The following is a 22,239-nucleotide window of genomic DNA, read 5'->3' as shown; positions in this document are numbered from 1 at the left end:
CTACAATAGCGACAATAAATGAATAGGAAATTATTATTGGCATCTGCATTAATCGCCGGAAGTTCTCTGGCTATACAGGCACAGGACCTGGTTCTCAGCGAGGGACAGTATTATACGGATGAAACACAGACAACCCCGTATACCGGCCGTTATACCGAATTCTACGATGACGGCATGTTGAAGATGGAGCTTTACCTCAAAGACGGACGCCCCGAAGGTACCTATGTGATCTATTATCCGGACGGGAAAATTGCCGAGGTCCGCTCTTATTATCATGGCATCTTTCATGGTGAGTGGCGTACTTACAATGAAACCGGACAACTGATCGGCCTGGCCACTTATAAAGATGGCGAGAAAGACGGTCCCTGGCGCATCTGGAACGACAAAGGCATCATGCGTTTTGAAATGTTCTATACCCGTGGCAAGAAAAGCGGTATTTGGCGGACATGGAATGATGAAGGTGTTTTGTTGACGGAAGAGAAGCACAGTTAGGAATAATTGAGCTATCCCGTCCCCGTGCTTGACACGGGGACAAGATAGCTCAATTTTGATAATAACAGAACATCATTCATCATCACCTTCCGATCCGAAATCGAAATCGAAGTCAAACCCATCTCCGGCCATGCCCGGATCGGTGAACTGTTCCAGTTCGCGGCGATCTTTTTTGGTGGGACGGCCCAGACCGCGTGCACGGTCTACGAAACCGGAGATACGGCTCATTTCAAGGATTTCGTATTGATCCGGAGTCGTTACATTTTCCATATAATCGGGAACCAGTTTGGCTCCCATGCGGCGTTCCGTTAATGCCAGCACCTTAAAGGAAAAGGTGATAGGCGGTTTACGGACCTGTATAACATCACCGACCTTTATCATGCGCGATGCTTTTACATTTACGCCTCCGATCATCACCCGGTTCTTCTTGCAGGCTTCGACTGCGATGGTCCGGGATTTGAAGATGCGGACTGCCCACATCCATTTATCTATTCGTACTTCGTTCATACTTATTTGTTATTAAACTGGTTCATGGTGATCTGTACACCTGCCAGACAAAAACTCTTGATAATCTCTATCGCGCGTTTCAGCTTTTCGGGCATCAACTCCAACTCTTCGGAAGGAAATTTACCCAGCACATAGTCGATCTGTCCGCCACGGGGAAAGTCGCTTCCTATGCCGAACCGCAAGCGGCAATATTCCTGTGTGCCCAGGAGTTGCTGTATATTCTTCAGGCCGTTATGCCCTGCATCGCTGCCTTTGGGTTTCAGACGCAAGGTGCCGAAGGGGAGAGCGAGGTCATCTACTACGACTAACAGATTTTCCACGGGAATGTTTTCTTTTTGTAGCCAATAACGGACAGCGTTTCCGCTCAGATTCATAAAAGTGTTCGGTTTGAGCAGGATCAATTCACAGTTCTTTACCCGCATCCGTGCAACCGCCCCGTAACGTTCTTCCGTGAACGGTGCTCCGGCATCTTCGGCCAATGCGTTTACGACGCGAAAACCGATATTGTGACGTGTTCCCCAATATTCAGGGCCTATATTACCAAGTCCGGTTATCAGATATTTCATTGTCATTCTATTTTTACAGGGATACGTTCGGACGTATCCGTAAATTGTATAATATAAGAAAGGGAAGAACATTCTCCTGAACATTCCTCCCTCACGTTATTTGGTATTCTCTTTATCAGATTACTTACCAGCAGTAGCCTGAGCACCACGAGCGGCACGAGTCAACTGAACGGCGCAAACAACAGCGTTCTTTGCATTCATCAGTTCCAGACCTTCGAAGTGTAAAGCACCCACCTGCATAGATTTACCTAAGCCCAGGTGATCAACGTTGATAGTCAGTTTTTCAGGGATCTGAGTGTAGATAGCTTTCACTTTCAGCTTTCTCATACGCAATGTCAGCTTACCACCGGCTTTAACACCTTCGGCGTGACCTGTCAGTACAACAGGAACTTCTATTGTTACCGGTTTGCTGTCTGATACTTCCATGAAGTCCATGTGCATGATAGCGTCGGTTACCGGCTGGAACTGGATATCTTTAACGATAGCCATTGTCTTTTTGCCGTCGATGTTCAGTTCTACAGCGAAAATTTCCGGAGTATAAACCAGCTTGCGTACACCTTCAACATTTACTGTGAAGTGAGTTACTTTTTCACCACCGTATAATACAGCAGGGATTTCCTGATTTTTACGCATAGCTTTCAAAGCTCTTTTCTGATCGGCTGAAGTAGCTGCTACTTCTCTGCCTTTTCCTTCTAATTGAAATGTCTTCATTTTCTTAATTTTTGTGTTACTCAAAATTAGTTTTTATGCTTCCTAATTTCCCATCACACGTACGGGGGTTAAAAGCGGTGCAAAGGTAATTTTTTTATCAATACGTTCCAACTGTCTCCGGGATATTTTTTCTGTTCAGCAGGTTACGGGAGAGAAGCAGGGCTTCCGTATCGTCCCAAAGCCGGCGTTGCAGAGGGTGGTGGAGTATACGTTCCGGGAGCTTTTTCTCTTTGCAGTTGGCGTAGCAGCCTCCGCTTTTACCGTCTATTTCTGGCGATTGCGCCAGGTAGATGGCAGTAGCTGCTCCCTGTGCCGCTGTTTTGATGAACGGGCGGAACAGGATGTCCGTCAGCGGGTCGAACCAGGCATGCATCGTGATCATATTGGTACTGACAATTCCCGGGTCGGCAGCATTGACGGTGATACCTTTTTCTTTTACTCTTTCTGCCAACTCACGTGTAAAGAGTAAAAGGGCCAGTTTTGTATTTCCATATACCGGTATCCGTGCGAAGCGTCCGTTTTTCCCTTTGCTGAAAAAGTCGGATTCTATCCGTCCGATGGCATATGTGCACGATACGGTATTAACGATACGGCTTCCCCGCTGCATCAGGGGGAGAAGCAGGCGGGTAAGGAGGTAAGGACCTACGTAATTAACACTTACGATCGTTTCCAGGCCGTCCGCTGTCTGGCGGATATTTGTCGTCAGGACTCCAGCATTGTTCATGAGCCGGCTGACGGGGCGACCTTCCGCTAATAGTTTATCGGCAAATAAGCGTACCGAAGCCAGTGAGGATAAGTCTATCTGTCGTATTTCGATCCGCTCGTTCCCGCTTTCTTTTTTGATCTTATCGCAGACAGTACGGGCTTTATCCGGCTCTTTACAGGCCATGATGATCTGAAAGCCCTCTTTTGCGAGTGCCAGCGTTATTTCCCGGCCCATTCCGCCGTCTGCACCGGTGATAATGGCTATTCCTTTTTCCATTATTTATATTCCAGTTCTTCTATTTCTTTGATAATACTTTTCGGTAGATTCTGCATATGTTTGTGGCAGGCCATTTCAAGCGAATACATACGGGCGATGCAGTAGTTGCTGTGTCCGCAGTCGCAGCGTGCCTGTTCGTTCTCTTTCATATGGTTGACAAAAGCCGGATCGTTCAGTAGGGCGCGTGCCATACTGACAAATTCGAAACCGTGACCGAGTACTTCGTCGATCTTTTCGCGGGAGATGAGGCCACCCACATAGACAAGGGGCATTTTCAGGGCGGCACGGAACTTCAGCGCGTCTTCGAGGAAATAAGCCTCCTTGAACGGTTCGGTCGGTATCATCATACGGCCGGCCATCCTGACTCCTATAGGCAACCATCCGAAAGGCATATAATGGGTCATCGTGCGGATAGGCATAGCTCCGCGCATCACGTACATGGGAGCACGGCTGACAAATCCGCCACTGAGGATGAGTGCATGTACTCCGCATTCGTCTTGCAGTGTGCGGGCGACTTCCAGTGTTTCATCCAGTTCCATACCGCCTTTAAAACCGTCGCGCATATTCATTTTAACCAGGACTGCCATATCCGAACCGGCTGCTTTCATAACTTCTTCCATGCACATTTTCATGAAACGCATACGGTTTTCGAGGCTTCCGCCATATTCGTCTTTCCGGTGGTTGGTGTAAGGGGAAAGGAACTGACTGATCAGGTAACCGTGTCCGGCATGTACTTCTACGGCATCCATTCCGGCTTCGCGTGCCAGGTGGACAGCCTGTCCGAAGGCTTTCGACATGGCCACGATTTCGGATTGTTTCATCCCCCTGACAAAAGTGGGCGAGTAGAGGTTGAATCCGGTTGAAGCGGATATCGGTGTGCATCCGCAAATGTTTTTATGGGACATATTCCCGCAATGTCCGATCTGTATGGAGGCTGCTGCTCCTTCTTTATGGATGGCATCTGTTATCTTTTTGATGCCGGGAATGATCTCCGGACGAAGCCATAGCTGGCGCTCAAAGGAAAGTCCGCTTTGTGTAACGGCTGCATAAGCAAGGGTTGTCATACCTATACCTCCGACAGCAACGGAGGTATGGTAGTTGTAAAGCATTTCCGACGGGGCGTTGCCGGGGCACATGCTTTCGAATGCTGCCGCCCGTATCGTACGGTTTCTGAGTGTTAGCGGGCCGATGGTGGCCGGAGTAAATAGTACAGATTCTTTGTTCATAATGTTTAGTCTGTTTTCAATGATCTGTTCGTTGTATAGTTATATAATCAGTATGCAAAGATAATCAGTAAATGAATGGGATGATCCGTTTCCGGCTGCCGACTTCTTTCCCGAACATGGCTTTATATTTATGCCAGATCGTATTGGCACGGGGTACGAGGTTGGCGAATGTCCACCAGGCAAACAGGGCGCCGCTGGCACTCCAGGTCAGGATGGCGAAACCACACCATTCCACCAGTTCGCCGAAATAGTTGGCGGAAGTAACGTAGTTGAACATACCTCCTTTGGGCAGGTAGTGGTTGGTATCACCCGGTTTACGGAGATGGCGGACGATGTAATCCGATTGCCAGTTGATCCACATGCCGGCAAAGAACAGGATTGTTCCGGTGATGAACTGCGGTGTAGTCAGCCATTGGATAGAATACATATTTTCGGGGGAGAGGTAGAATATCCACATACCTTGTATATAGCCATTCAGCAGGTTGAATACGATCCCCATCGTCATAATACCGGCGGGCATCTTGCTTTTCCCTTTGATAAGCAGTGGAAATATGAAGGCCCGTTGGAAATAATGCAGTTCGAAGAACAGGAAAAAGAGTAGGGGAACTGTTTCGAATTGCCGTTCCGATCCTGCCCACAGGACGAGCATTACGATGAAGACCGGGGCTTCCATACATACCCAGGCTATTTTGTTGGGGATGGGCACGCCCCATTTTTGGTTGAATAACATGCCGTAGCCGGCTTCTACGAAATAAAGGGTAACAAAAACAATGGCGGCGATGACCGCCATTATGATAAGTAATATTGAAAAATCTTCCTGTGTCATTTCTTCTTGATATACTATGCCTCTTTATGTGAGGCTTTATAGAGGTCGTATCTGTCGAATACGGCTTGTTTTAATTCCTCAAAAGTGCAATCCAGCGCACGGCTGGAAATACAAATAGGTGATCCGTAGTATTGAAGCCGCAGTTCCAGCGAACGCTTCTTACTACGTGTGGGCTCCCTGTCAATATATTCGTTCGGGTTCCTGACCTTCAGTACGATATATTTACGTTTCAGGTTGCTAATATCGTCCATTATTTTGATACTATCAACATCTTTCCATAAAATTGTTCCGATCCGGTTACCGGTCGAAATGTCGTTAATCCCTTCTTCAGAGATATAAATGGCTTTGAAACTTTCCCGGGTCAGAAAGGAATAACTGATGAAACAGAAGAAAGTGGTGAGCAACGCGAATACTCCGATAGCGATGAAAACAAAACGGCCTTCACCGTATTGGAGTCCGTTGGCTGCGTACAAGGCCCCGGTACCGATCAGGGCAGAGAGGATTGTTGTCAGAAACAGTCCTCTCTTTTTATGCCTGCTCAATTTGAATGTGGTTACAGAAGGTGTTTCCATACCTTATCAAATTGATTTCTCGATATTCCATACGAATGCACGTAATCCCTGGGCTTCTGTCTGTAAATCCATCTTATGCAGCAGGTCAAGGAAAGGGTCTACCTTTTCGTCCGGGACCATTGCCAGTATGGCAGAATTGAGGGTAGGCCAGGCGTGGCTGCCGTAATGGGGCTCGCCGTTCTTGCTGCCACGTCCCTGCACTTCTTCCCAGTAGGTGAACCCCCGGATATTATTACGGTCCATGATACTGAGGATCATTTCGTAATAGGCCTGATTGAATGATATGAATATAGCTTTCATTGTTCTTTATATTTTAATGTTATATCCGGAAGCGGGTGGTTCCCGGTACTGGGAAGAGATCGTTCCCAATGCTGGGAATACCTTCTTCCTGGTACTGGGAAGTCCCACTTCCCGGTTTGTCTGTTTTATAATTGTTCCAGCTGGTTCAGTTTTGCAATTTTGCGGCGGCGGCGTTTCACCCCGTTCCCGGCAAATGTACAATAGACAACCGGCACGATAACCAGCGTGATCAGGGTCGAAACGGCAAGCCCCCAGGCAACCGTCATACCCATCGAACGCCACATTTCGGAACCTTCACCTGTACCGACCGCCATCGGGATCATACCCAGCACAGTGGTCAGTGTGGTCATCAATACCGGACGGAGACGGGATTTACCGGCTGTAACAGCAGCTGTCAGGATACTCATTCCACGTTCGCGGCAAAGGATCGTGTAGTCGATCAGCACGATACCGTTCTTTACCACGATACCCATCAACATGATCACACCGATCAATGCCATTACACCCAGCGGCGTTTGTGTGATAGACAATCCCAGAACAACCCCGGTAAAGGCGAACGGGATAGAGAACATAATCACAAACGGGTCGGTCAGCGACTCGAACTGGGCGGCCATCACGATGAATACGAGTATGATGATCAATACCATCAATATACCCAGATCGGTGAATGTATCCTGCTGGTCTTCGAAAGTACCACCCAACTGCCAGCTTATTTCAGACGGAATATCCATCTTTTTCAGTTCGGCACGGGTTTGTTCTACCAGGTCACTCAATGCGGCACCCTGGGCTACAACGGCCGAAACGGTAATGATACGTTCGCGGTTCTTACGCTCGATAGTCGGCGGGGTCATACGTTCTACAACTTTACCCACGTCGCGGATACGAACGCCTTGTCCGGCACTGTTGTAGATGATGATATTTTCGATATCTTCTACCGACTGGCGGAATTCCGGGGCATAACGTACCTTTATATCATATTCGTCGCCATCTTCACGATATTTTGAAGCGGTGGAGCCGTTGATACGGTTACGAAGATACGTGGAGGCCGTAGTTACATTCAGGCCGTTCATCGCCAGCTTTTCGCGGTCGAAGTCTACCTGATATTCCGGGATATAATCTTTACGACTGATGTTCACCTGCGAACAACCTTTCAGGGTTTCGAGGCGGCGGGCCAGTTCGGCAGCTACGATATCGGTCTTTTCGAAGTCGAAACCATAGATTTCCACATCGACGGTCGTTTCGCCACCTGCACCGCCGGAAGAACCACCGGCCAGTACTTTATATTCCTTGATTTCCGAATATTGAGCCAGGTCTTTACGCATCAGGTCGCAAATCTCGATCAATCCGCGTTCGCGGTCTCCCACGCTGCTTAACCCGACATTCATTTCGATGATGTGCGAACCGTTGTCGCTAAGTTGTGCGAAGGTATTGTCGGTGTCAGCCTGTCCTTCGCTGAAGTTCAATACATCTATTTCCGGATACTTTTCGCGGAACTGTTTGTCGATGCGCAAAGCCAGATCGCGGGTGATTTCCTGACGGGTACCGATCGGCAGTTCGATCGTGATACCGACGCGGCCGTTGTCCTGTGTCGGGAAAAACTCCGTTTTGACGGTCGGAACCAGCATCATGCTCCCTGCGAATATCAGCATGGCACCGAAGATGACTGTTTTACGATGGCGTACGGCCCAACTCAGAAAGCGTGCGTAAGCTACATCGAGCGCATTCAATGCTTTCTCGATCGGAGTGAAGAATAGCACGTACAAACGACCTTTCTTCGGATCGAGGCGCAGCAACTGTGAACAAAGCATCGGAGTCAGCGTCAAAGCGCCTACTGTCGATACGATCATAATGATACTAACGATCCAACCCAACTGTTTGAACAGGATACCTGCCATACCGGTTACCATCGTCAACGGCAGGAACACGGCCAGCATGGTCAGCGTAGAAGCGATAACGGAGATGGCTACCTCATTGGTCGCATGTACGGCAGCCTGCTTCGGCTTGCTACCCCGCTCGATATGGGTCGTTACGTTTTCTAATACAACGATCGCATCATCCACCACCATACCGATGGCGATAGAAAGCGAACTCAGTGAGATAATATTCAGCGTATTTCCTGAAGCCAGCAGATAAGCGAAGGCGGCTATCAGAGAAATCGGGATTGTCAGGATAATGATGAACGTCGCTCTCCAGCGTCCGAGGAAGATGAATACCACGAACATTACGACAATGAAGGTGATCATGATCGTTTCTTTCAAACTGTCGATCGTGTTCAAAATGTTGGTGGATGTATCCACGATCACACCTAATTTTACGTCGGAAGGCAGGCTGGCCTGTATTTCGGGTAACTTATCGTGTACCTTTTTGGCGATGTTCACCGAGTTGGCGCCCGACTGTTTCTGGATAACGATCATACCGCCGCGGCCGCCGTTGTTGAAGGTTTCCTGTGCACGTTCTTCCACGTAGTCTTTTACGTCCGCTACGTCGCGCAGATAAACATTCCTGCCGTTGCTGCTTCCTACTACGAGGTCGAGCATCTGGCGGGCATCGGTGAATTCACCTTGTACACGCAGTGTGTAGGTATTCGAACCGATATCGATGCTACCGCCCGGGGTATTCCGGTTTTCCTGTGCGATGATATTTGAAATCCCTTCGATTGTCAGGCCATAGGCTTCCAACTTGTAAGGATCGCAATACACTTGCACTTCACGGACCGGGGCTCCTGAGATGGATACGGCACCTACGCCGCTGATACGGGCCAGCGGGTTGGATACTTTATCATCCAGAATCTTGTAAAGGGCGTTGGTACTTTCCTCCGCTGTCACGGATAGCAACAGGATAGGAATGTCGTCGGTACCGAACTTGAAGATGATAGGATTTTCCACATCATCGGGAAGGGACGACTCCACGACGTCCAACTTGTCGCGAACGTCGTTGGTTGCCACGTCTATATCGGTCCCGTATTCGAATTCGAGAGTTACGATAGAGATGTTTTCTCTGGATTGCGAAGTGATATGTTTCAGGTCACTCACACTATTCAGTACGTTCTCCAACGGTTTGGAGACGTTCATTTCAATATCACTGGCACTGGCACCGGGATAGGCCGTCATGACCATGATCATGTTGGTTTCAATCTCCGGGAACAGGTCGACTGATAATCGGGTTAAGGAAAAAAGACCCATGATCACCACAGCCACGAACACGAGGGCGGTGGTCACCGGTTTTTTTACCGCTGTTGCATATAAGCTCATATACTTTTATTTCTTACTTGTCAATTTCAACTTCCATTCCATTAGTCAAACGGTTCTGACCGGTAATTACCACGTGGTCTCCGTTTTCTACGCCTGATACGATTTCGTATTTGTTACCCATACGACGTCCCAATTCTATCTTTTGATAGGATACTTTTCCGTTTTTGTACACATAGATGTAGCGGTCGCCTGATCCGGATTGTTTAACAATCGCCTGATCCGGAGCAACAACGTGGTTGAGTGTACCGAAGTTCATGGTTGCACGGGCGAACATTCCCGGGCGGACGCGCTCATCAGTGTTGACAATCTTGATCTCAACAGGGAAGGTGCGGGTTGAAGCGTCGATGGTCGGATAGACCAGGCTTACTTTGCCTTTGAATACTTCGTCACCGTATACATCGAGTTTGATGTCCACTTCGTTTCCTTTTTTTACATCTGTAAAATAGCTTTCGGATACGTTTACAAATAGTTTGACCGGACGGATTTGTTCAACCGTATAGATCGGTTCTCCACCGCTGTACATATCGCCGCTGTCATAATTACGGGCAGTGATGATACCGCTTATCGGGCTTAACAGCTGTGTGTTCTCCTGCAAGTTCTTATAGCTGGCACGGCTTACGTCCAACTGAGTTTTCTGGGCATCCCAGGCCGATTTGGAGGCACCGCCTACTTTATAAAGTTCGTCGATACGGTTGAACTCGATTTCCTGGTTGTCCAGTTGGATCTTTGCCTGTTGCAGGTTTGTTTCGTCCATTTTGACAAGTACCTGACCCTCTTTTACATGATCGCCAACTTCGGCAAACAGCTTCGCAATACGAACCGGCGACTGAGGTGCGATATTATTCTTTATATTGGCCTCTACTGTTGCAGTAAAATCTGCTATCTGGTCTACATCCTGAGAGGATACCTGCTCTATCTTCACTTTTACTTTTTCATCATGGGTATCTGTCGCTGCGTCCTTCTTTTCACCCGAACATGACATCAGCAGGGCTAATGTAATAAGTGGGATAACTTTCAGCATTTCACGTGTTTTCATATTGTAAACTGTTTTTATTTTTGTACTCATACTTGTTTCTTAATACGTTTCTTGACCTAAGACTTTTTCCATATCCGATTTAGCGACCATATAATTATAGATGGACTGGTTAAGATTCAATTTCGCCTGTGTCAGCGCCAGTTCTGCATCATTCATTTCAAGCAATGTACCGCCGCCGGTGTCGTAACGTTTCTGGGCAATCTTATATCCTCTGTTGGCTTGTTCGACTCCCTTTTGGGCGGCATCGAATTGTTTTACACAGGTTTTCATGTTATCCAGATACTGTTTTACAGCCAATTGCAGGTTACGTTTCGTGTCTTCTCGTTGCAGATCCATCTGGTGGATGGACACTTGCGTCTGTTTGATAGTATGATATTTACTACCTCCGGAGAAGATCGGAATTGAAAGCGATACACCTATGATCGAATAGGGAGTCCAGTTGTAATTCTTAAATTTGAAATCGTTGTTCATGGCATTCCACTGATACATGCCTGTCAGTGATAACGTCGGCAGATAATCGAATTTCTGCATGAGCAATGTTTTCTTCAATTGTTGTGCTTGCAGATCGATCTGTTTCAAATCAGAGTTGGCAGTCAGTGTCGTGTCTGTTGCTATATAATCGGCAAAAAGGACCGATTCGAAATCGGCTAATTGCCCTGTACAATCGATCTCTTGCTCCAGGTCCATTCCCATAAGAGCTTTCAACTGCCACTTGGCCAGTACCAGCGAGTTTTCAGCCTGAAGCATATTCGGTTCGCTGTTCTTGACTGTAACGTCTGCACGAATCAGGTCATATTCGGCCACTGTTCCCTGTTCATACTTCTTCTTAATATCCAGGTAGTTTTCCATGGCATTATCGTAGCTTTCCTTGAAAACCCGGTAAGAATCGTTTGCCAGTAACACGGCATAGAAGCTCTTCTTAACCTGATTTACCATAGATATTTTGGAAGATCGTGCCTGTTCGATAGATAATTCCACATCTAATGCTGAGATGCTGAGGCTTTTCCATAATGTTGCGTTCACAAGCGGCATGGATGCGTTGAAACCGGTAGTCCAGTTGTTATCACGGCCCACTTCGATACCTTTGCTCATATCGATACTTTCCATACCGGCTGATCCTCCGGCTCCTCCTGTTTCTCCTGAACCTTCACCACTGCCCATATCGAAACCGTCCATATACATTACCTGTTTTTTCAATGTCCTGGTGTAGTCAGCTGTAAAACTGACCTGAGGGAACAGAGCAGCATAGGAACCTTTCTGTGCATACTTTTTCTTTTCGATTTCCTTGTCTGCGACTTTCACGGTCGGGTTTTCACTCAGCGCAATCTCCAGTGCTTTTTCCAGGTCGAGCGTCAGGACTTCCTGTGCTTTGACGGTGGAAAAGAATAGAGAAGGTAGCAACATCACAACCATCCACATCCTCTTTTTGCTAATAAATACTCGTTCCATTTAAATAGATTTGATTTGAATATAATTCTGTATTATTCCTTTCTTGACAACATATCGTACGAATGTTTCAAGGCGTAACGCTCTAAAATCACCATACCTTTCTCTGTGCAGATACCCCGGAGAAAAGTAAACAGTACCGTCTGGAATACTTCTGTCACCGAATGGTTTACAAACGCTTTTGACGGTTGGATCATTTTCAGTTGTTCTTTTGCCAGCAAAGCCAATATCTCGATATTCAGGTCTTTCTGGAAAACACCCTCTTTTCCGCCGCGGTTCAGGAGCTTGATGCATCTTGTTGTAAAATCGGCTTTGTCTTTTTCTGCCTGTTCCACTGCTTTGGGATAGCGTTTCAGATCATCGTAATATCTTTTGATATACCAGCGGGGATGTTTCATGAATTCTTCGTAAAAAAGGACGAAAACGTCAAGAGCCGTAAACGGTCCTTTTTCCAGTTCACTAAGTATTTTCCGCATAGTGTTGTTGTGGTACTTTATCGCTTCCTGCAATAAAGTCTCCTTATCTTCGAAGAATTCATAAATCGTTCGCTTTGAAATACCTGTATTCCGGGCAATATCGTCCATGCTCACACTTTTTATTCCGTATTGTGAGAACATATCCAATGCCGTCGTCATTACTTGTTCCTTTGTCATATATATTTTTTTGAATCATCTGTACTATGCTCGGTGACAAAGGTCTGTCTATTTTAGAAAACTCAAAAGGTTTATTCTGTTACAGGATTGGTCTGAAACGAAAGATGCTTTTAAAAAACAAAGTCTTTTAGGTGGAGAAGATGTCTATATTGGTAAAAAATGAAACATATCTCTTGTGGAATTATAAACAATACTTATCTTTGTGGTGACTATAATGATGAGTAAAATATAAAATTATGGAGAATCTTCCTTTAATAAAGTTTGCGGAATTGAATAAAGGTATCATCATCCGCGACAGCTTCCAGGATATTTTTTTGATCGCAGATATTGACGGACACAGTGAATTGGACGATCAGGATGTACAAGATCATACGATGCCGATGCGGTTGGATGCATTGTTGATGGTATTGGTGTTGGAAGGCTCTTCGGAAATAGCCCTCGACTATGTTCCTTATACTATTGGAGCGAATAGTTTTACTATCATTATGCCGACGCATACGATACAGCTTAACAAGGTCAGCAAAGGATTTAAAGGAAAGTTACTGGTTATTTCACGTGAGTTTCTGGATGAATGCAACACGGCCAAGCGCAGTCCTTCGATGGCTAATTATATGCAGCTAAGGAAGAATCCATGTACGACTTTTGAAGCCCAGGAGACAGAACTGGTAGATAATTACATAGAATTGTTGAGAAGTAAAATAAAGAACCGGACGCATTTTTTTCAGAAAGAGGTAATGCAGAATGCGTTTGTCGGGTTTCTGCTGGAAATAGCCAACATTTTCATGGGCAAGAAGGATGGTTTGCTGATGCCTGCCCTTTCCCGAAAGGAGGAACTGTTCGAGCAATTCCTTCAATTGTTGTTCGAACATTGCAAAGAGCAGCATGTAGTTACATTCTATGCGGAAAAACTGTTTATAACTCCGCAATATTTGTCCTTGATATTAAAGGAACTGACCGGAAAATCTGCTAATAAGTGGATTGACGATGCGTTGATCGTCGAAGCAAAGATCCTGCTGAAAGCCCCGCAGGCGACCGTGCAACAGGTAGCCGATATGCTGCATTTTTCCGATCAGTCTACATTTGGAAAATTCTTTAAGAAGCATATGGGTATTTCCCCGATGGAATACCGCAAATCCTGATTCTTTTCATCTTTGGCGGAATTTATACCAGTTGATTAATTCTATTATACCATAGAAAATGCTGGCAACGCCAAAGATCACAAATGTATTAGCGGCGGCCCCGAACGGATAGGCAATGATCATGATGCCTGTCAGTAAGATCAGGGCCGGCATTACATAGAAGCCGAACGGCACCATACTCCATTTGCGGGCTGAAACAAGCATCGCGATTTGCTGGACTCCGGCAATTACTAATAAGGCTCCCAGGATATACATTAATATATTAACAAAAAATTCCGGCATGATAACAAGCCATGCCCCAAACAAAATGCTTCCGGCTCCGTCTATCGGAAACATGGGGGAGGGTTCCCCTTCTACCTTTTCCCGGGTGAAATAATTCAGTAGAGAAAATATACCAGGTATAATAAAGCAGATACCGATAGTAATAACCAGATAGGTGACAGCTGCTTCCGGCCATAAGACCAATACAAATCCTAAAATCATGGCAAACGCACTGCGTAAGACTGAGTTGTTGATTCTTTTCATATGGATATTCTTTTGTTTTTCTTTATATAACAACGAAGATACGTTATTTTCTTTACTATATGGAAAAATCCTGTATTTATAATGCTAAAAAACGGGAGTAAAGGGTTCCGTACAGTTTGTTCCTTATTTATAAAAGTATCATATGTTATGATATTATAATCGCATATATTATGAGAATGTTATATCATAATATATGAGAAAGTTGTATTGTTATATATGATATTGTCATAATGTTGTAATGAAAATCTATAGGGATGTAAGTGTTTGAGTAATGTAATATGTAGTAAAATATAGTTAAATGATAATTTATGTTTGTTTGTTAAATAAATAATACATTAATTTGTCAGACAAATAGGATTAATAGTATTATAAACCTCAAATTAATATATATGGACAAACTAAAAATATACAATCAATCTGTAACTCTGGTGGATCAGGTAGAAGATAAGTTGCTTAATTACTTTAAGAACAATGATTTGCGTACAGGTGATCCGATCCCTAACGAATTAGAGTTGGCGGCTACTTTAGGTGTAGCCCGTAATGTGTTGAGAGAGGCACTCAGTCGTCTGAAAATGATGGGTATGATTGAATCACGCACACGGCGTGGGATGATTTTAACAGAACCTTCCATATTGGGAGGAATGAAACGGGTCGTCGATCCTCGTATTTTAAGTGAAGAATCTTTGTTTGATATATTGGGTTTTAGAATAGCTTTGGAAATAGGTATTTGTAGTGACCTTTTCAGAAATATAACTTCTGAAGATATAGCCGAGCTTGAAGAGATCGTGAAGATGGGAGTAATGTTTGAAAATAATGAATATGCACCGGTCAGCGAATTTACTTTTCATGCAAAACTTTATGAGATAACAGGAAATAGAACTATTTCTGAATTTCAGGGAATTATTCACCCTGTGATGGTCTTTGTAAAAGATAAATTCAAAGACCTGTTAGAGCCGATCAATATAGAGATGAAGGAAAAAGGAGAGATTGTGACTCATGAAGATCTGCTTGAGTTTATAAAGAAAAAAGATGAAGAAGGTTTCCGTAGGGCGTTGGAGAAACATTTTGCCGTGTATAAAATATTTATGAATAATAGAGTATAGCATTTGAAAAACAACCTTTAAATGATCTACGATACTATAAAAAAACTCATTTTCTTTTTATTTTGCTTGTCTGTTTCTCATCAGGTTTTGGCATTATCCCCTCTATCCCGTGATAAGATAGAATGGAGTAACTCTTTGTGCCTTCCTGCTGTCGATAATGAACCCAATATCGGAGTGGCAGGTGCTTTTTCCGGCTTTATTGGAAATACGTTAGTCATTGCAGGCGGTGCTAATTTTCCGGAAGCGATGCCCTGGGAGGGAGGAACGAAGGAATGGTGGAATACCATCTATTATATTGATGCAAAAGATTCATCTGCTACATGGGAAATAGCAGAAGAGGTCTTACCAGACTCCCGGGCTTATGGTCTGTCTGTCGAGTTACCGGGAGGTTTGCTGTGCATCGGTGGATGTGATTCCATTCAGTGTTATAAGGATGTTTTTCTTATCCGGAAAAAGAACCGGCAAATAGAATTGTCATTATCCTGGCCTGCGTTGCCTGTCCCTTTGGCAAATGCGACCGGTGCCCTTTTAAATAACTGTATCTATGTGGCAGGGGGACAAGTCAGTATGAAAGAACAGGCTGCAACCGGCCATTTTTATAAATTAGATCTTTCAGACCTGAAAAAAGGATGGCAGGAACTTGCTACATGGCCGGGAGAGCCTAGAGGTTACGCTGTATCTGCCGTACAGAGTGATGGGTTTGATAAATGTTTTTATCTGTTCAGCGGCAGAAACTACCAGACAGACGGAACAGTGAAAGTGCTGACTGACGGATTCGTTTATAATCCGCGGATGAAAAGCTGGAAGAAATTAGACCGGCAGTTTCCTGTGATGGCTGGGACTGCTTTGCCAACCGGGATTAATCATATCCTATTGTTTGGAGGTGTTCCGCAATTGATTCCCGGTTCTGCCGATCATCCCGGTTTTGATAACAGGGTAAGGCTGTATCATACGATTACAAATACATTGGTAGAAAGAGAAATATCTCCTTATATTCTTCCGGTAACGACCAGTATTGCAAAAAAAGATAACGCTTTTTATATTACAAGCGGTGAAGTGAAACCGGGAATCCGTACACCTGAAATAGTACAAGGGGAAATTATCCCGTTTGAGAAAAAGCTGGGATTTTTGAATATTGCAGTGATCGGTATCTATTTTGCATTGTTGGCATGGATCGGTTACTATTTTTCAAAGAGGCAGAAAAATACGGAAGATTATTTTAAAGGAGGGGGACGATTGCCTTGGTGGGCGGTGGGATTGAGTATTTTCGGTACTAGTCTGAGTGCGATAACATTTATGTCGATACCGGCAAAAGCCTATGCTTCCGATTGGAGTTATATGCTGGTTAATGTCGGTATATTAATGGTCGTACCGGTGATACTCTATTTGTTCATTCCCTTTTATCGTAAACTGAATGTTACGACAGCGTATGAATATTTGGAATTACGTTTTAATTCGTTGATCCGGGTAATTTGTAGCCTTGCTTTCATTTTGTTTCAGGTCGGTCGAATGGGGATTGTCATGTATCTTCCTGCAATAGCATTGAATGTGATAACCGGTTTCAATATATTTTTATGTATTGGTTTGATGGGTGTTTTAAGTCTGATTTATACGATGATAGGCGGCATCGAAGCGGTGGTCTGGACAGACGCTTTGCAGGTGGTGATCCTGTTGGGAGGGGCGATATTGGTTGTGATTGTGGCGGTATTTAATATCCCGGAAGGATTTTCCGGTATTGTCCGTGAAGCCGCTGTCGATAACAAATTCTCTCTGGGCAGTTTTGATTTCAATTTGAAACAATCTACATTATGGACGGTTTTGATTGCTACATTTTTTACAAACCTGACGACTTATGGTACCGATCAAACGATGGTTCAGCGTTATATGACAACCGGAACGGAAAAGCAGGCCCGGAAAAGTGTATTGACAAATGCCGTATTGACTATTCCTGCCACATTGCTGTTTTTCTTTGTCGGGACGGTATTATATGTTTATTATAAACACAACCCGCTAGAACTCAGCATAACTGTTTCTGACGGAGATGCGATTCTCCCCTGGTATATTTATTCCGAGTTACCGCAGGGAGTGGTCGGTCTGTTGGTTTCCGGGATTTTAGCTGCTGCCATGTCAACATTGAGCAGTAGCATGAATTCAGCAGCGACAGCCTATGTGACCGACATTCATTCAAAAATAAATCACCACAAGGTCGATTTGAAGGTGGCTAAGATTGCTACGATGTTATTGGGAGCGGCCGGAATTTTTTTCGCTTACCTGATGGCTACCTGGGATATTAACTCGTTATGGGATGAATTCAATAAAATACTGGGAATCATTTTGGGCAGTCTGGGAGGATTGTTCTTGCTCGGAATGATTACACGAAGAGCTAATGCGACAGGGGCTTTGTGTGGTATCATTGGAAGTATTATGGTGCAGTTGACAATGATACATTTTTAGACCGTTCATCTCTTATTATATACAACAACCGGTTTTGTCTCCTGTTTCGTTATAGGCTATCTGGTCAGTTGTTTGTTTCCGGGTGATAGGAAAAATATAGATCATCTGACAATCTATAAAGTATTATCCAAATAAAAAACAAAAGCAAATGAAAAATTATCAACGTCTGAAAGGACTGATTGCCGCATCTTTTACTCCGATGGATGCGGAAGGAAAGGTTAATCTGCCTGTGATCGGTAAGTATGCCGATCTGATGGCAAAGTCAGGAATGACTGGAGTGTTTGTTTGCGGTACGACCGGTGAATCGCTGTCGTTGACCGTGGAAGAGCGGAAAAATATCCTGGAACAATGGGTGAAATCTGCCGATGGCCGGTTTAAGGTTATAGCCCATGTCGGGAGCGATTCCCTCTTTGAATCGATGGATTTGGCGAAACATGCTTATGGATCGGGAGCAGATGCGATTGCGGCAATGGCACCTTGTTTCTTCAAACCGGCTACGGTTAAAGAGCTGATCGCCTTTTTTGCCCCGATAGCAAAAAGTGCCGGAGAGCTTCCTTTTTACTATTACAATATGCCTTCGATGACGGGAGTATCGTTGCCGGTGGCAGAGTTTTTGGTAGAAGGAAAAAAGAGTATACCCAATTTAGCCGGAACAAAATTTACCCATAACAACCTGATGGAAATGGGTGAATGCCTGGCATTAAATAATGGAGAGTTTGAAGTTCTGCACGGATATGACGAAATTCTGATTTCCGGACTGGTGTTCGGTGCTGAAGCAGGGGTAGGCAGTACCTACAACTATTTGTCGGATGTGTATCTTGGAATTATGAAAGCAATGGAGTCTGGCGATCTGGAGACTGCCAGAAAATTGCAGATGAGATCGATAGAAGTAGTAAAAATAATTATTAAATACGGAGGAGGTGTAAGAGGAGGAAAAGCTATTATGAATTTGATCGGCATTGACTGTGGAAGCTGCCGGTTACCCATCGCCCCATTCAGCGATGAGGAATATAAAACACTAAAAGAAGACTTGATGAAAATCAGCTTCTTTGACAAAAAATAAAAAAAAGAAAAGGGGTAGATAAACTTTGGCCGGCTTATAACCCCTGATCTTACTTTAAAATATTCTTTAAAAGCAATACAAAGATGAGAAAATTAGATGGATTTAAATGCCTTTTTATTGTTTTGTTGACAATTTTTGGGACGATTAGTTCTGTAGTTGCACAACAAAGCAGTTTACAGACAGAAATGGAAATCAGTGGCATAGTGAAAGATGCAACAGGTGAGCCTGTTTTAGGAGCGGCTATTATTGTCAAAAATACTACAATTGGTACGACAACAGACCTGAATGGTAAATTCACACTCAGAGTGCCGAAAAAATCACAACTGGACGTTTCTTTTATTGGTATGACAACCGCGGAGGTGAAAGTAACGGATAAAACTTTTTACGAAATTATATTGAAAGACGAGTCTTTTGCACTGGATGAAGTCGTCGCTATTGGTTATGGAACCCAATCCAGAGCCACAGTAACTTCCGGCGTCGTTTCCGTAAAGAAAGGAGAGTTGCTGAGTTCCGTTTCTGCATCTCCACTAAATAATTTGCAAGGGAAAGTGGCAGGTCTGGATATCCGTCAGACGACCGGTCAGCCGGGGGCGCAACCTGTTGTCCTGATCCGTGGCGGTTCGACAGATCCGTCCAAGGATACTCCGCTGTTCGTTATAGACGGTGTCTTACGCGACAATATGAACGGTATCAACCAGGAAGATATCGAGTCAATGGAGGTTCTTAAAGATGCGGCGTCAGCAGCAATCTACGGAGCAAAGGCGGCGAATGGTATTATTCTGATAACTACAAAACAAGGCTCTTCAAAAGATGGAAAAGCGACAATTAACGCCTCTTATCGGTTGGGAATAGAACGTATTCGTACACATTATCCGTTTTCAAACGCAGAGGATTATTTATATGCTTCCCGTCTGGCAGGAGCGAGGGGAATAAACGATGCAAACGTGACCGGCCGCCTGGAAGGTGGAGCCTATCCGTATTCAACAGGGAATATAAATTATAAAAATGGTTCGTTGACCGGTTACGGATATTCCCGCTTTACGACAGAATACATGGATGACCTGGTCAATAATATGGGACAATCTTATGTCGATGACCTGCTAGGTAATCAGGGATATCAGACAATGAAAGACCCTTATTCAGGTAAAACCCTTATTTTTAAAGATAATAACTATCAGAAAGATGTACTTTTCCAAACGGGACTGACGCATAATTATGATGTGAATGCTTCCGGAGGGAATGATCGTGCGAACTATTACGTCAGTTTAGGTTACATCGATGCCGAGGGTATGGTTCTGGGAACAGGATATGACCGGTTTAGCCTGACCGCTAACGGTAATTATAAGTTGCAGGATCATATAAGCCTGTCGGTCGGCCTCAAACATTCAACAATAGCCAATAAATCGACAGACCCTGAAAATTCAGGGACCAGCACTCTGGACCGTTCTTCCCGCTATCCGACAACTTTCCGTTTGTATTATGATGACGGGACACCGGGTATCGGCGAATCCGGCGGTTCTCCGCGAAACCGTTTGCATGAACTGTATTATCAGGATATTACAGATAAAGCCTATCGTAATACATTCCGGCTGGGATTGGATTGGGAAATCATTGAGGGACTGCATTTCAAACCGTCGGCATCTTATTATATGCAGGAAAACATTTATCGTTTTTTTGAAAAATACAATGATTTCAACAAAGGGCGCAAAACCTTGGAGAGACATGACCAACGCAAACAAATCATGGCAGATGCCGTATTCACTTATGACAAGAAGTTTAAGAAGAATACGATTAACGCACTGTTGGGTATGAATTACACGAAGAATGATAATTATTTTCTGAAAGGAACAGGCTCGGAAGCTCCGACCGATTATATCCCGACACTTGCCCCGACGAAACCGACAGAACAACGGACAACATCTACGCTGGAAAAAGAAATACTTGTCGGTTTCTTTACCCGTGTGAATTATGATTACGACCGCCGTTATCTGCTGACTGCCTCTTTACGTTACGACGGAGCCTCTCAGTTTGCTGAAGATCATAAGTTTGCTTTGTTCCCCGCATTCTCCGGCGGCTGGAATATGCATTATGAAGAGTGGTTCCCGAAACAAATTGCCAGCCGTTTAAAACTGAGAGTCAGTTGGGGCCAGACCGGTAATAACAAACTGTCATATTCAAATACACAGGGTGAATATGCCTCTTATTTGTATGGCGGGAATCCGGGTGTCCTGAATAGTGTTCTGGCGAATAACAGCCTGGTTTGGGAAACTACCTCAAATGTGGATTATGGTTTCGATGCCGGATTTCTGAACAATCGTATCGAGTTTTCTTTTACCGGCTATAACAAGCTGACTTCCGACCGGTTGTATGATAAATCGCTCCCTGCCCAGACCGGATTTAGTTCTATAAAGGCTAATTTGGGTGTTGTACAGAACAAGGGTATTGAACTGTCATTGACTGCCCGTCCATTGTCCGGAGGTCCTGTCAGTTGGGATATTACAGCTACTTTTGCCATGAACCGTACTTATATGAAAGAACTTCCTGATAACGGACGCGATAAGAATCGTGTACAGGGTGGTCTGATCTGGGATACGAAGAGCGGAACATATATTGAAGCCGGAGGCCTGGCTGAAGGAGAACGGATCGGCGGACGTTGGGGATATAAATACCTGGGTGTTTATGATACCGATGAGGCGGCTGCACTGGCTCCTGAAGATACAAAAGTCTCCGGTTCTAAAATAGGCAAAAACAAAGTAGCCGGTGATGCCATATGGGCCGATATGGATGGAAACGGAGTTATCGACGATAAGGATATCGTGTTTATCGGTTGGGCTAACCCGGACAAAAAGGGAGTATTGATAAACACATTGGGTTATAAAGGGTTTACGTTCCGTTTTGTGGTCGATTATGCCTTGGGCCATTCGATAGCAAATGTGTGGAGATGCCGTGCCAACGCCAATGCCCGTAATGCGATTGTTACGACAACCGACGTAACGAACGGTAATATCTGGTGGAGTCAGGGAGATGCCGCCACTGCTAAATATCCTCGTTACGATGTGGCTTCTGACTGGGATAACGGATATCGTAACCACATGCGTACCATCGCTTATGCCGGTATGAACAGTAATGGAAACGCAGATAATACGGCGTATTACTCTAAAGGTGATTACCTCTGTTTCCGTGAAATCTCATTAAGCTACGACCTGCCTCGTTCTATTTGCTCTAAATTGAAAATGCAGGGGATATCCCTGACTGCCGGTGCAAATAACCTGGGTTATATCACTGCTTTTGACGGTTTGAACCCGGAACAGTATGACGGACAGGAAACAGGTGAGTATTTTATTCCGATACAATTCAATTTCGGTGCAAGATTAACTTTTTAAATTG

Annotated in this window: 19 protein-coding genes; 6 read left to right on the top strand and 13 right to left on the bottom strand. The window is 44.7% G+C overall.

From position 1 onward, the window contains the following. Positions 1 to 18 precede the first annotated feature (18 nt). The gene (locus tag HMPREF1535_RS00445; protein ID WP_046144979.1) at positions 19 to 492 is read left to right on the top strand and encodes a toxin-antitoxin system YwqK family antitoxin; all 474 of its coding nucleotides are present in this window, start codon (positions 19 to 21) and stop codon (positions 490 to 492) included. Between the two features lie 72 nt (positions 493 to 564). Here HMPREF1535_RS00445 and HMPREF1535_RS00440 read toward each other — a convergent pair whose 3' ends face one another. The 12 genes from HMPREF1535_RS00440 to HMPREF1535_RS00385 form a co-directional block, all read right to left on the bottom strand. Further along, positions 565 to 999 carry an RNA-binding S4 domain-containing protein gene (locus tag HMPREF1535_RS00440; RefSeq protein WP_007658825.1) on the bottom strand — a complete coding sequence of 145 codons (435 nt, stop codon included), beginning with the start codon at positions 997 to 999 and terminating at the stop codon, positions 565 to 567. A 2-nt stretch (positions 1,000 to 1,001) separates the two neighbouring features. Then, on the bottom strand, positions 1,002 to 1,565 hold the full coding sequence (gene pth, locus HMPREF1535_RS00435) for an aminoacyl-tRNA hydrolase (protein WP_046144978.1): 564 nt from the start codon (positions 1,563 to 1,565) through the stop codon (positions 1,002 to 1,004). 120 nt (positions 1,566 to 1,685) lie between these two features. Further along, positions 1,686 to 2,276, bottom strand: coding sequence for a 50S ribosomal protein L25/general stress protein Ctc (locus HMPREF1535_RS00430; protein ID WP_007658823.1), 591 nt, complete (start codon positions 2,274 to 2,276; stop codon positions 1,686 to 1,688). Between the two features lie 97 nt (positions 2,277 to 2,373). Next, positions 2,374 to 3,258, bottom strand: coding sequence for an SDR family oxidoreductase (locus HMPREF1535_RS00425; RefSeq protein WP_010802473.1), 885 nt, complete (start codon positions 3,256 to 3,258; stop codon positions 2,374 to 2,376). Further along, positions 3,258 to 4,484, bottom strand: a complete 1,227-nt coding sequence (locus tag HMPREF1535_RS00420; RefSeq protein ID WP_046144977.1) for an NADH:flavin oxidoreductase — start codon at positions 4,482 to 4,484, stop codon at positions 3,258 to 3,260. Before HMPREF1535_RS00420 ends, HMPREF1535_RS00425 begins: the two co-directional genes overlap by 1 nt. Before the next feature lie 64 nt (positions 4,485 to 4,548). Beyond that, the gene (locus HMPREF1535_RS00415; protein ID WP_010802475.1) at positions 4,549 to 5,274 is read right to left on the bottom strand and encodes a DUF1295 domain-containing protein; all 726 of its coding nucleotides are present in this window, start codon (positions 5,272 to 5,274) and stop codon (positions 4,549 to 4,551) included. A 50-nt stretch (positions 5,275 to 5,324) separates the two neighbouring features. Then, a complete protein-coding gene (locus HMPREF1535_RS00410; protein WP_046144975.1) occupies positions 5,325 to 5,882 on the bottom strand; it encodes an STM3941 family protein in 558 nt (185 codons plus the stop codon). Between the two features lie 6 nt (positions 5,883 to 5,888). Beyond that, positions 5,889 to 6,182 (bottom strand): PG0541 family transporter-associated protein, encoded by a 294-nt coding sequence (locus HMPREF1535_RS00405; protein WP_007658818.1) that lies wholly within the window; start codon positions 6,180 to 6,182, stop codon positions 5,889 to 5,891. A 125-nt stretch (positions 6,183 to 6,307) separates the two neighbouring features. Then, the gene (locus HMPREF1535_RS00400) at positions 6,308 to 9,433 is read right to left on the bottom strand and encodes an efflux RND transporter permease subunit (RefSeq protein ID WP_046144974.1); all 3,126 of its coding nucleotides are present in this window, start codon (positions 9,431 to 9,433) and stop codon (positions 6,308 to 6,310) included. 13 nt (positions 9,434 to 9,446) lie between these two features. After that, the gene (locus HMPREF1535_RS00395; protein WP_007658816.1) at positions 9,447 to 10,469 is read right to left on the bottom strand and encodes an efflux RND transporter periplasmic adaptor subunit; all 1,023 of its coding nucleotides are present in this window, start codon (positions 10,467 to 10,469) and stop codon (positions 9,447 to 9,449) included. Between the two features lie 39 nt (positions 10,470 to 10,508). After that, complete coding sequence (locus HMPREF1535_RS00390; RefSeq protein ID WP_044214748.1) at positions 10,509 to 11,918, bottom strand: TolC family protein; 1,410 nt, start codon at positions 11,916 to 11,918, stop codon at positions 10,509 to 10,511. Between the two features lie 32 nt (positions 11,919 to 11,950). After that, positions 11,951 to 12,568: a TetR/AcrR family transcriptional regulator gene (locus HMPREF1535_RS00385; protein WP_007658811.1), complete on the bottom strand. Its 618-nt coding sequence runs from the start codon at positions 12,566 to 12,568 to the stop codon at positions 11,951 to 11,953. Positions 12,569 to 12,804: 236 nt separating this feature from the next. On the opposite strand from HMPREF1535_RS00385, the gene HMPREF1535_RS00380 reads away from it, so the two are divergent. Then, positions 12,805 to 13,707: a helix-turn-helix domain-containing protein gene (locus HMPREF1535_RS00380; RefSeq protein WP_010802479.1), complete on the top strand. Its 903-nt coding sequence runs from the start codon at positions 12,805 to 12,807 to the stop codon at positions 13,705 to 13,707. A 6-nt stretch (positions 13,708 to 13,713) separates the two neighbouring features. On the opposite strand, the gene HMPREF1535_RS00375 is transcribed toward HMPREF1535_RS00380, so the two are convergent. Next, the gene (locus HMPREF1535_RS00375; protein WP_010802480.1) at positions 13,714 to 14,232 is read right to left on the bottom strand and encodes an HdeD family acid-resistance protein; all 519 of its coding nucleotides are present in this window, start codon (positions 14,230 to 14,232) and stop codon (positions 13,714 to 13,716) included. A gap of 389 nt (positions 14,233 to 14,621) precedes the next feature. Between HMPREF1535_RS00375 and HMPREF1535_RS00370 the strand changes: the two genes are divergently transcribed. The 4 genes from HMPREF1535_RS00370 to HMPREF1535_RS00355 all read left to right on the top strand — a co-directional run bounded on the left by HMPREF1535_RS00370 (position 14,622) and on the right by HMPREF1535_RS00355 (position 22,235). Next, positions 14,622 to 15,335 (top strand): FadR/GntR family transcriptional regulator, encoded by a 714-nt coding sequence (locus HMPREF1535_RS00370; RefSeq protein WP_010802481.1) that lies wholly within the window; start codon positions 14,622 to 14,624, stop codon positions 15,333 to 15,335. Between the two features lie 21 nt (positions 15,336 to 15,356). Then, positions 15,357 to 17,789, top strand: a complete 2,433-nt coding sequence (locus HMPREF1535_RS00365) for a sodium:solute symporter family protein (RefSeq protein ID WP_244275550.1) — start codon at positions 15,357 to 15,359, stop codon at positions 17,787 to 17,789. A gap of 148 nt (positions 17,790 to 17,937) precedes the next feature. After that, positions 17,938 to 18,852: a dihydrodipicolinate synthase family protein gene (locus tag HMPREF1535_RS00360; RefSeq protein WP_010802483.1), complete on the top strand. Its 915-nt coding sequence runs from the start codon at positions 17,938 to 17,940 to the stop codon at positions 18,850 to 18,852. An 83-nt stretch (positions 18,853 to 18,935) separates the two neighbouring features. Continuing rightward, on the top strand, positions 18,936 to 22,235 hold the full coding sequence (locus tag HMPREF1535_RS00355) for a SusC/RagA family TonB-linked outer membrane protein (RefSeq protein WP_046144973.1): 3,300 nt from the start codon (positions 18,936 to 18,938) through the stop codon (positions 22,233 to 22,235). The last annotated feature ends 4 nt before the right edge of the window (positions 22,236 to 22,239 follow it).

The organism is Parabacteroides goldsteinii DSM 19448 = WAL 12034 (assembly GCF_000969835.1).
Lineage (GTDB): Bacteria > Bacteroidota > Bacteroidia > Bacteroidales > Tannerellaceae > Parabacteroides > Parabacteroides goldsteinii.
Note: the sequence above shows the minus strand (reverse complement) of the source record. Positions and strands in the feature narration are given on the sequence as shown.

Excerpts from the sequence above, each read along its gene's own strand:
- HMPREF1535_RS00445 (WP_046144979.1), top strand. The coding sequence starts at position 19 with ATGAATAGGAAATTATTATTGGCATCTGCATTAATCGCCGGAAGTTCT.
- HMPREF1535_RS00440 (WP_007658825.1), bottom strand. The coding sequence starts at position 999 with ATGAACGAAGTACGAATAGATAAATGGATGTGGGCAGTCCGCATCTTC.
- pth (WP_046144978.1), bottom strand. The coding sequence starts at position 1,565 with ATGAAATATCTGATAACCGGACTTGGTAATATAGGCCCTGAATATTGG.
- HMPREF1535_RS00430 (WP_007658823.1), bottom strand. The coding sequence starts at position 2,276 with ATGAAGACATTTCAATTAGAAGGAAAAGGCAGAGAAGTAGCAGCTACT.
- HMPREF1535_RS00425 (WP_010802473.1), bottom strand. The coding sequence starts at position 3,258 with ATGGAAAAAGGAATAGCCATTATCACCGGTGCAGACGGCGGAATGGGC.
- HMPREF1535_RS00420 (WP_046144977.1), bottom strand. The coding sequence starts at position 4,484 with ATGAACAAAGAATCTGTACTATTTACTCCGGCCACCATCGGCCCGCTA.
- HMPREF1535_RS00415 (WP_010802475.1), bottom strand. The coding sequence starts at position 5,274 with ATGGCGGTCATCGCCGCCATTGTTTTTGTTACCCTTTATTTCGTAGAA.
- HMPREF1535_RS00410 (WP_046144975.1), bottom strand. The coding sequence starts at position 5,882 with ATGGAAACACCTTCTGTAACCACATTCAAATTGAGCAGGCATAAAAAG.
- HMPREF1535_RS00405 (WP_007658818.1), bottom strand. The coding sequence starts at position 6,182 with ATGAAAGCTATATTCATATCATTCAATCAGGCCTATTACGAAATGATC.
- HMPREF1535_RS00400 (WP_046144974.1), bottom strand. The coding sequence starts at position 9,433 with ATGAGCTTATATGCAACAGCGGTAAAAAAACCGGTGACCACCGCCCTC.
- HMPREF1535_RS00395 (WP_007658816.1), bottom strand. The coding sequence starts at position 10,469 with ATGAAAACACGTGAAATGCTGAAAGTTATCCCACTTATTACATTAGCC.
- HMPREF1535_RS00390 (WP_044214748.1), bottom strand. The coding sequence starts at position 11,918 with ATGGAACGAGTATTTATTAGCAAAAAGAGGATGTGGATGGTTGTGATG.
- HMPREF1535_RS00385 (WP_007658811.1), bottom strand. The coding sequence starts at position 12,568 with ATGACAAAGGAACAAGTAATGACGACGGCATTGGATATGTTCTCACAA.
- HMPREF1535_RS00380 (WP_010802479.1), top strand. The coding sequence starts at position 12,805 with ATGGAGAATCTTCCTTTAATAAAGTTTGCGGAATTGAATAAAGGTATC.
- HMPREF1535_RS00375 (WP_010802480.1), bottom strand. The coding sequence starts at position 14,232 with ATGAAAAGAATCAACAACTCAGTCTTACGCAGTGCGTTTGCCATGATT.
- HMPREF1535_RS00370 (WP_010802481.1), top strand. The coding sequence starts at position 14,622 with ATGGACAAACTAAAAATATACAATCAATCTGTAACTCTGGTGGATCAG.
- HMPREF1535_RS00365 (WP_244275550.1), top strand. The coding sequence starts at position 15,357 with ATGATCTACGATACTATAAAAAAACTCATTTTCTTTTTATTTTGCTTG.
- HMPREF1535_RS00360 (WP_010802483.1), top strand. The coding sequence starts at position 17,938 with ATGAAAAATTATCAACGTCTGAAAGGACTGATTGCCGCATCTTTTACT.
- HMPREF1535_RS00355 (WP_046144973.1), top strand. The coding sequence starts at position 18,936 with ATGAGAAAATTAGATGGATTTAAATGCCTTTTTATTGTTTTGTTGACA.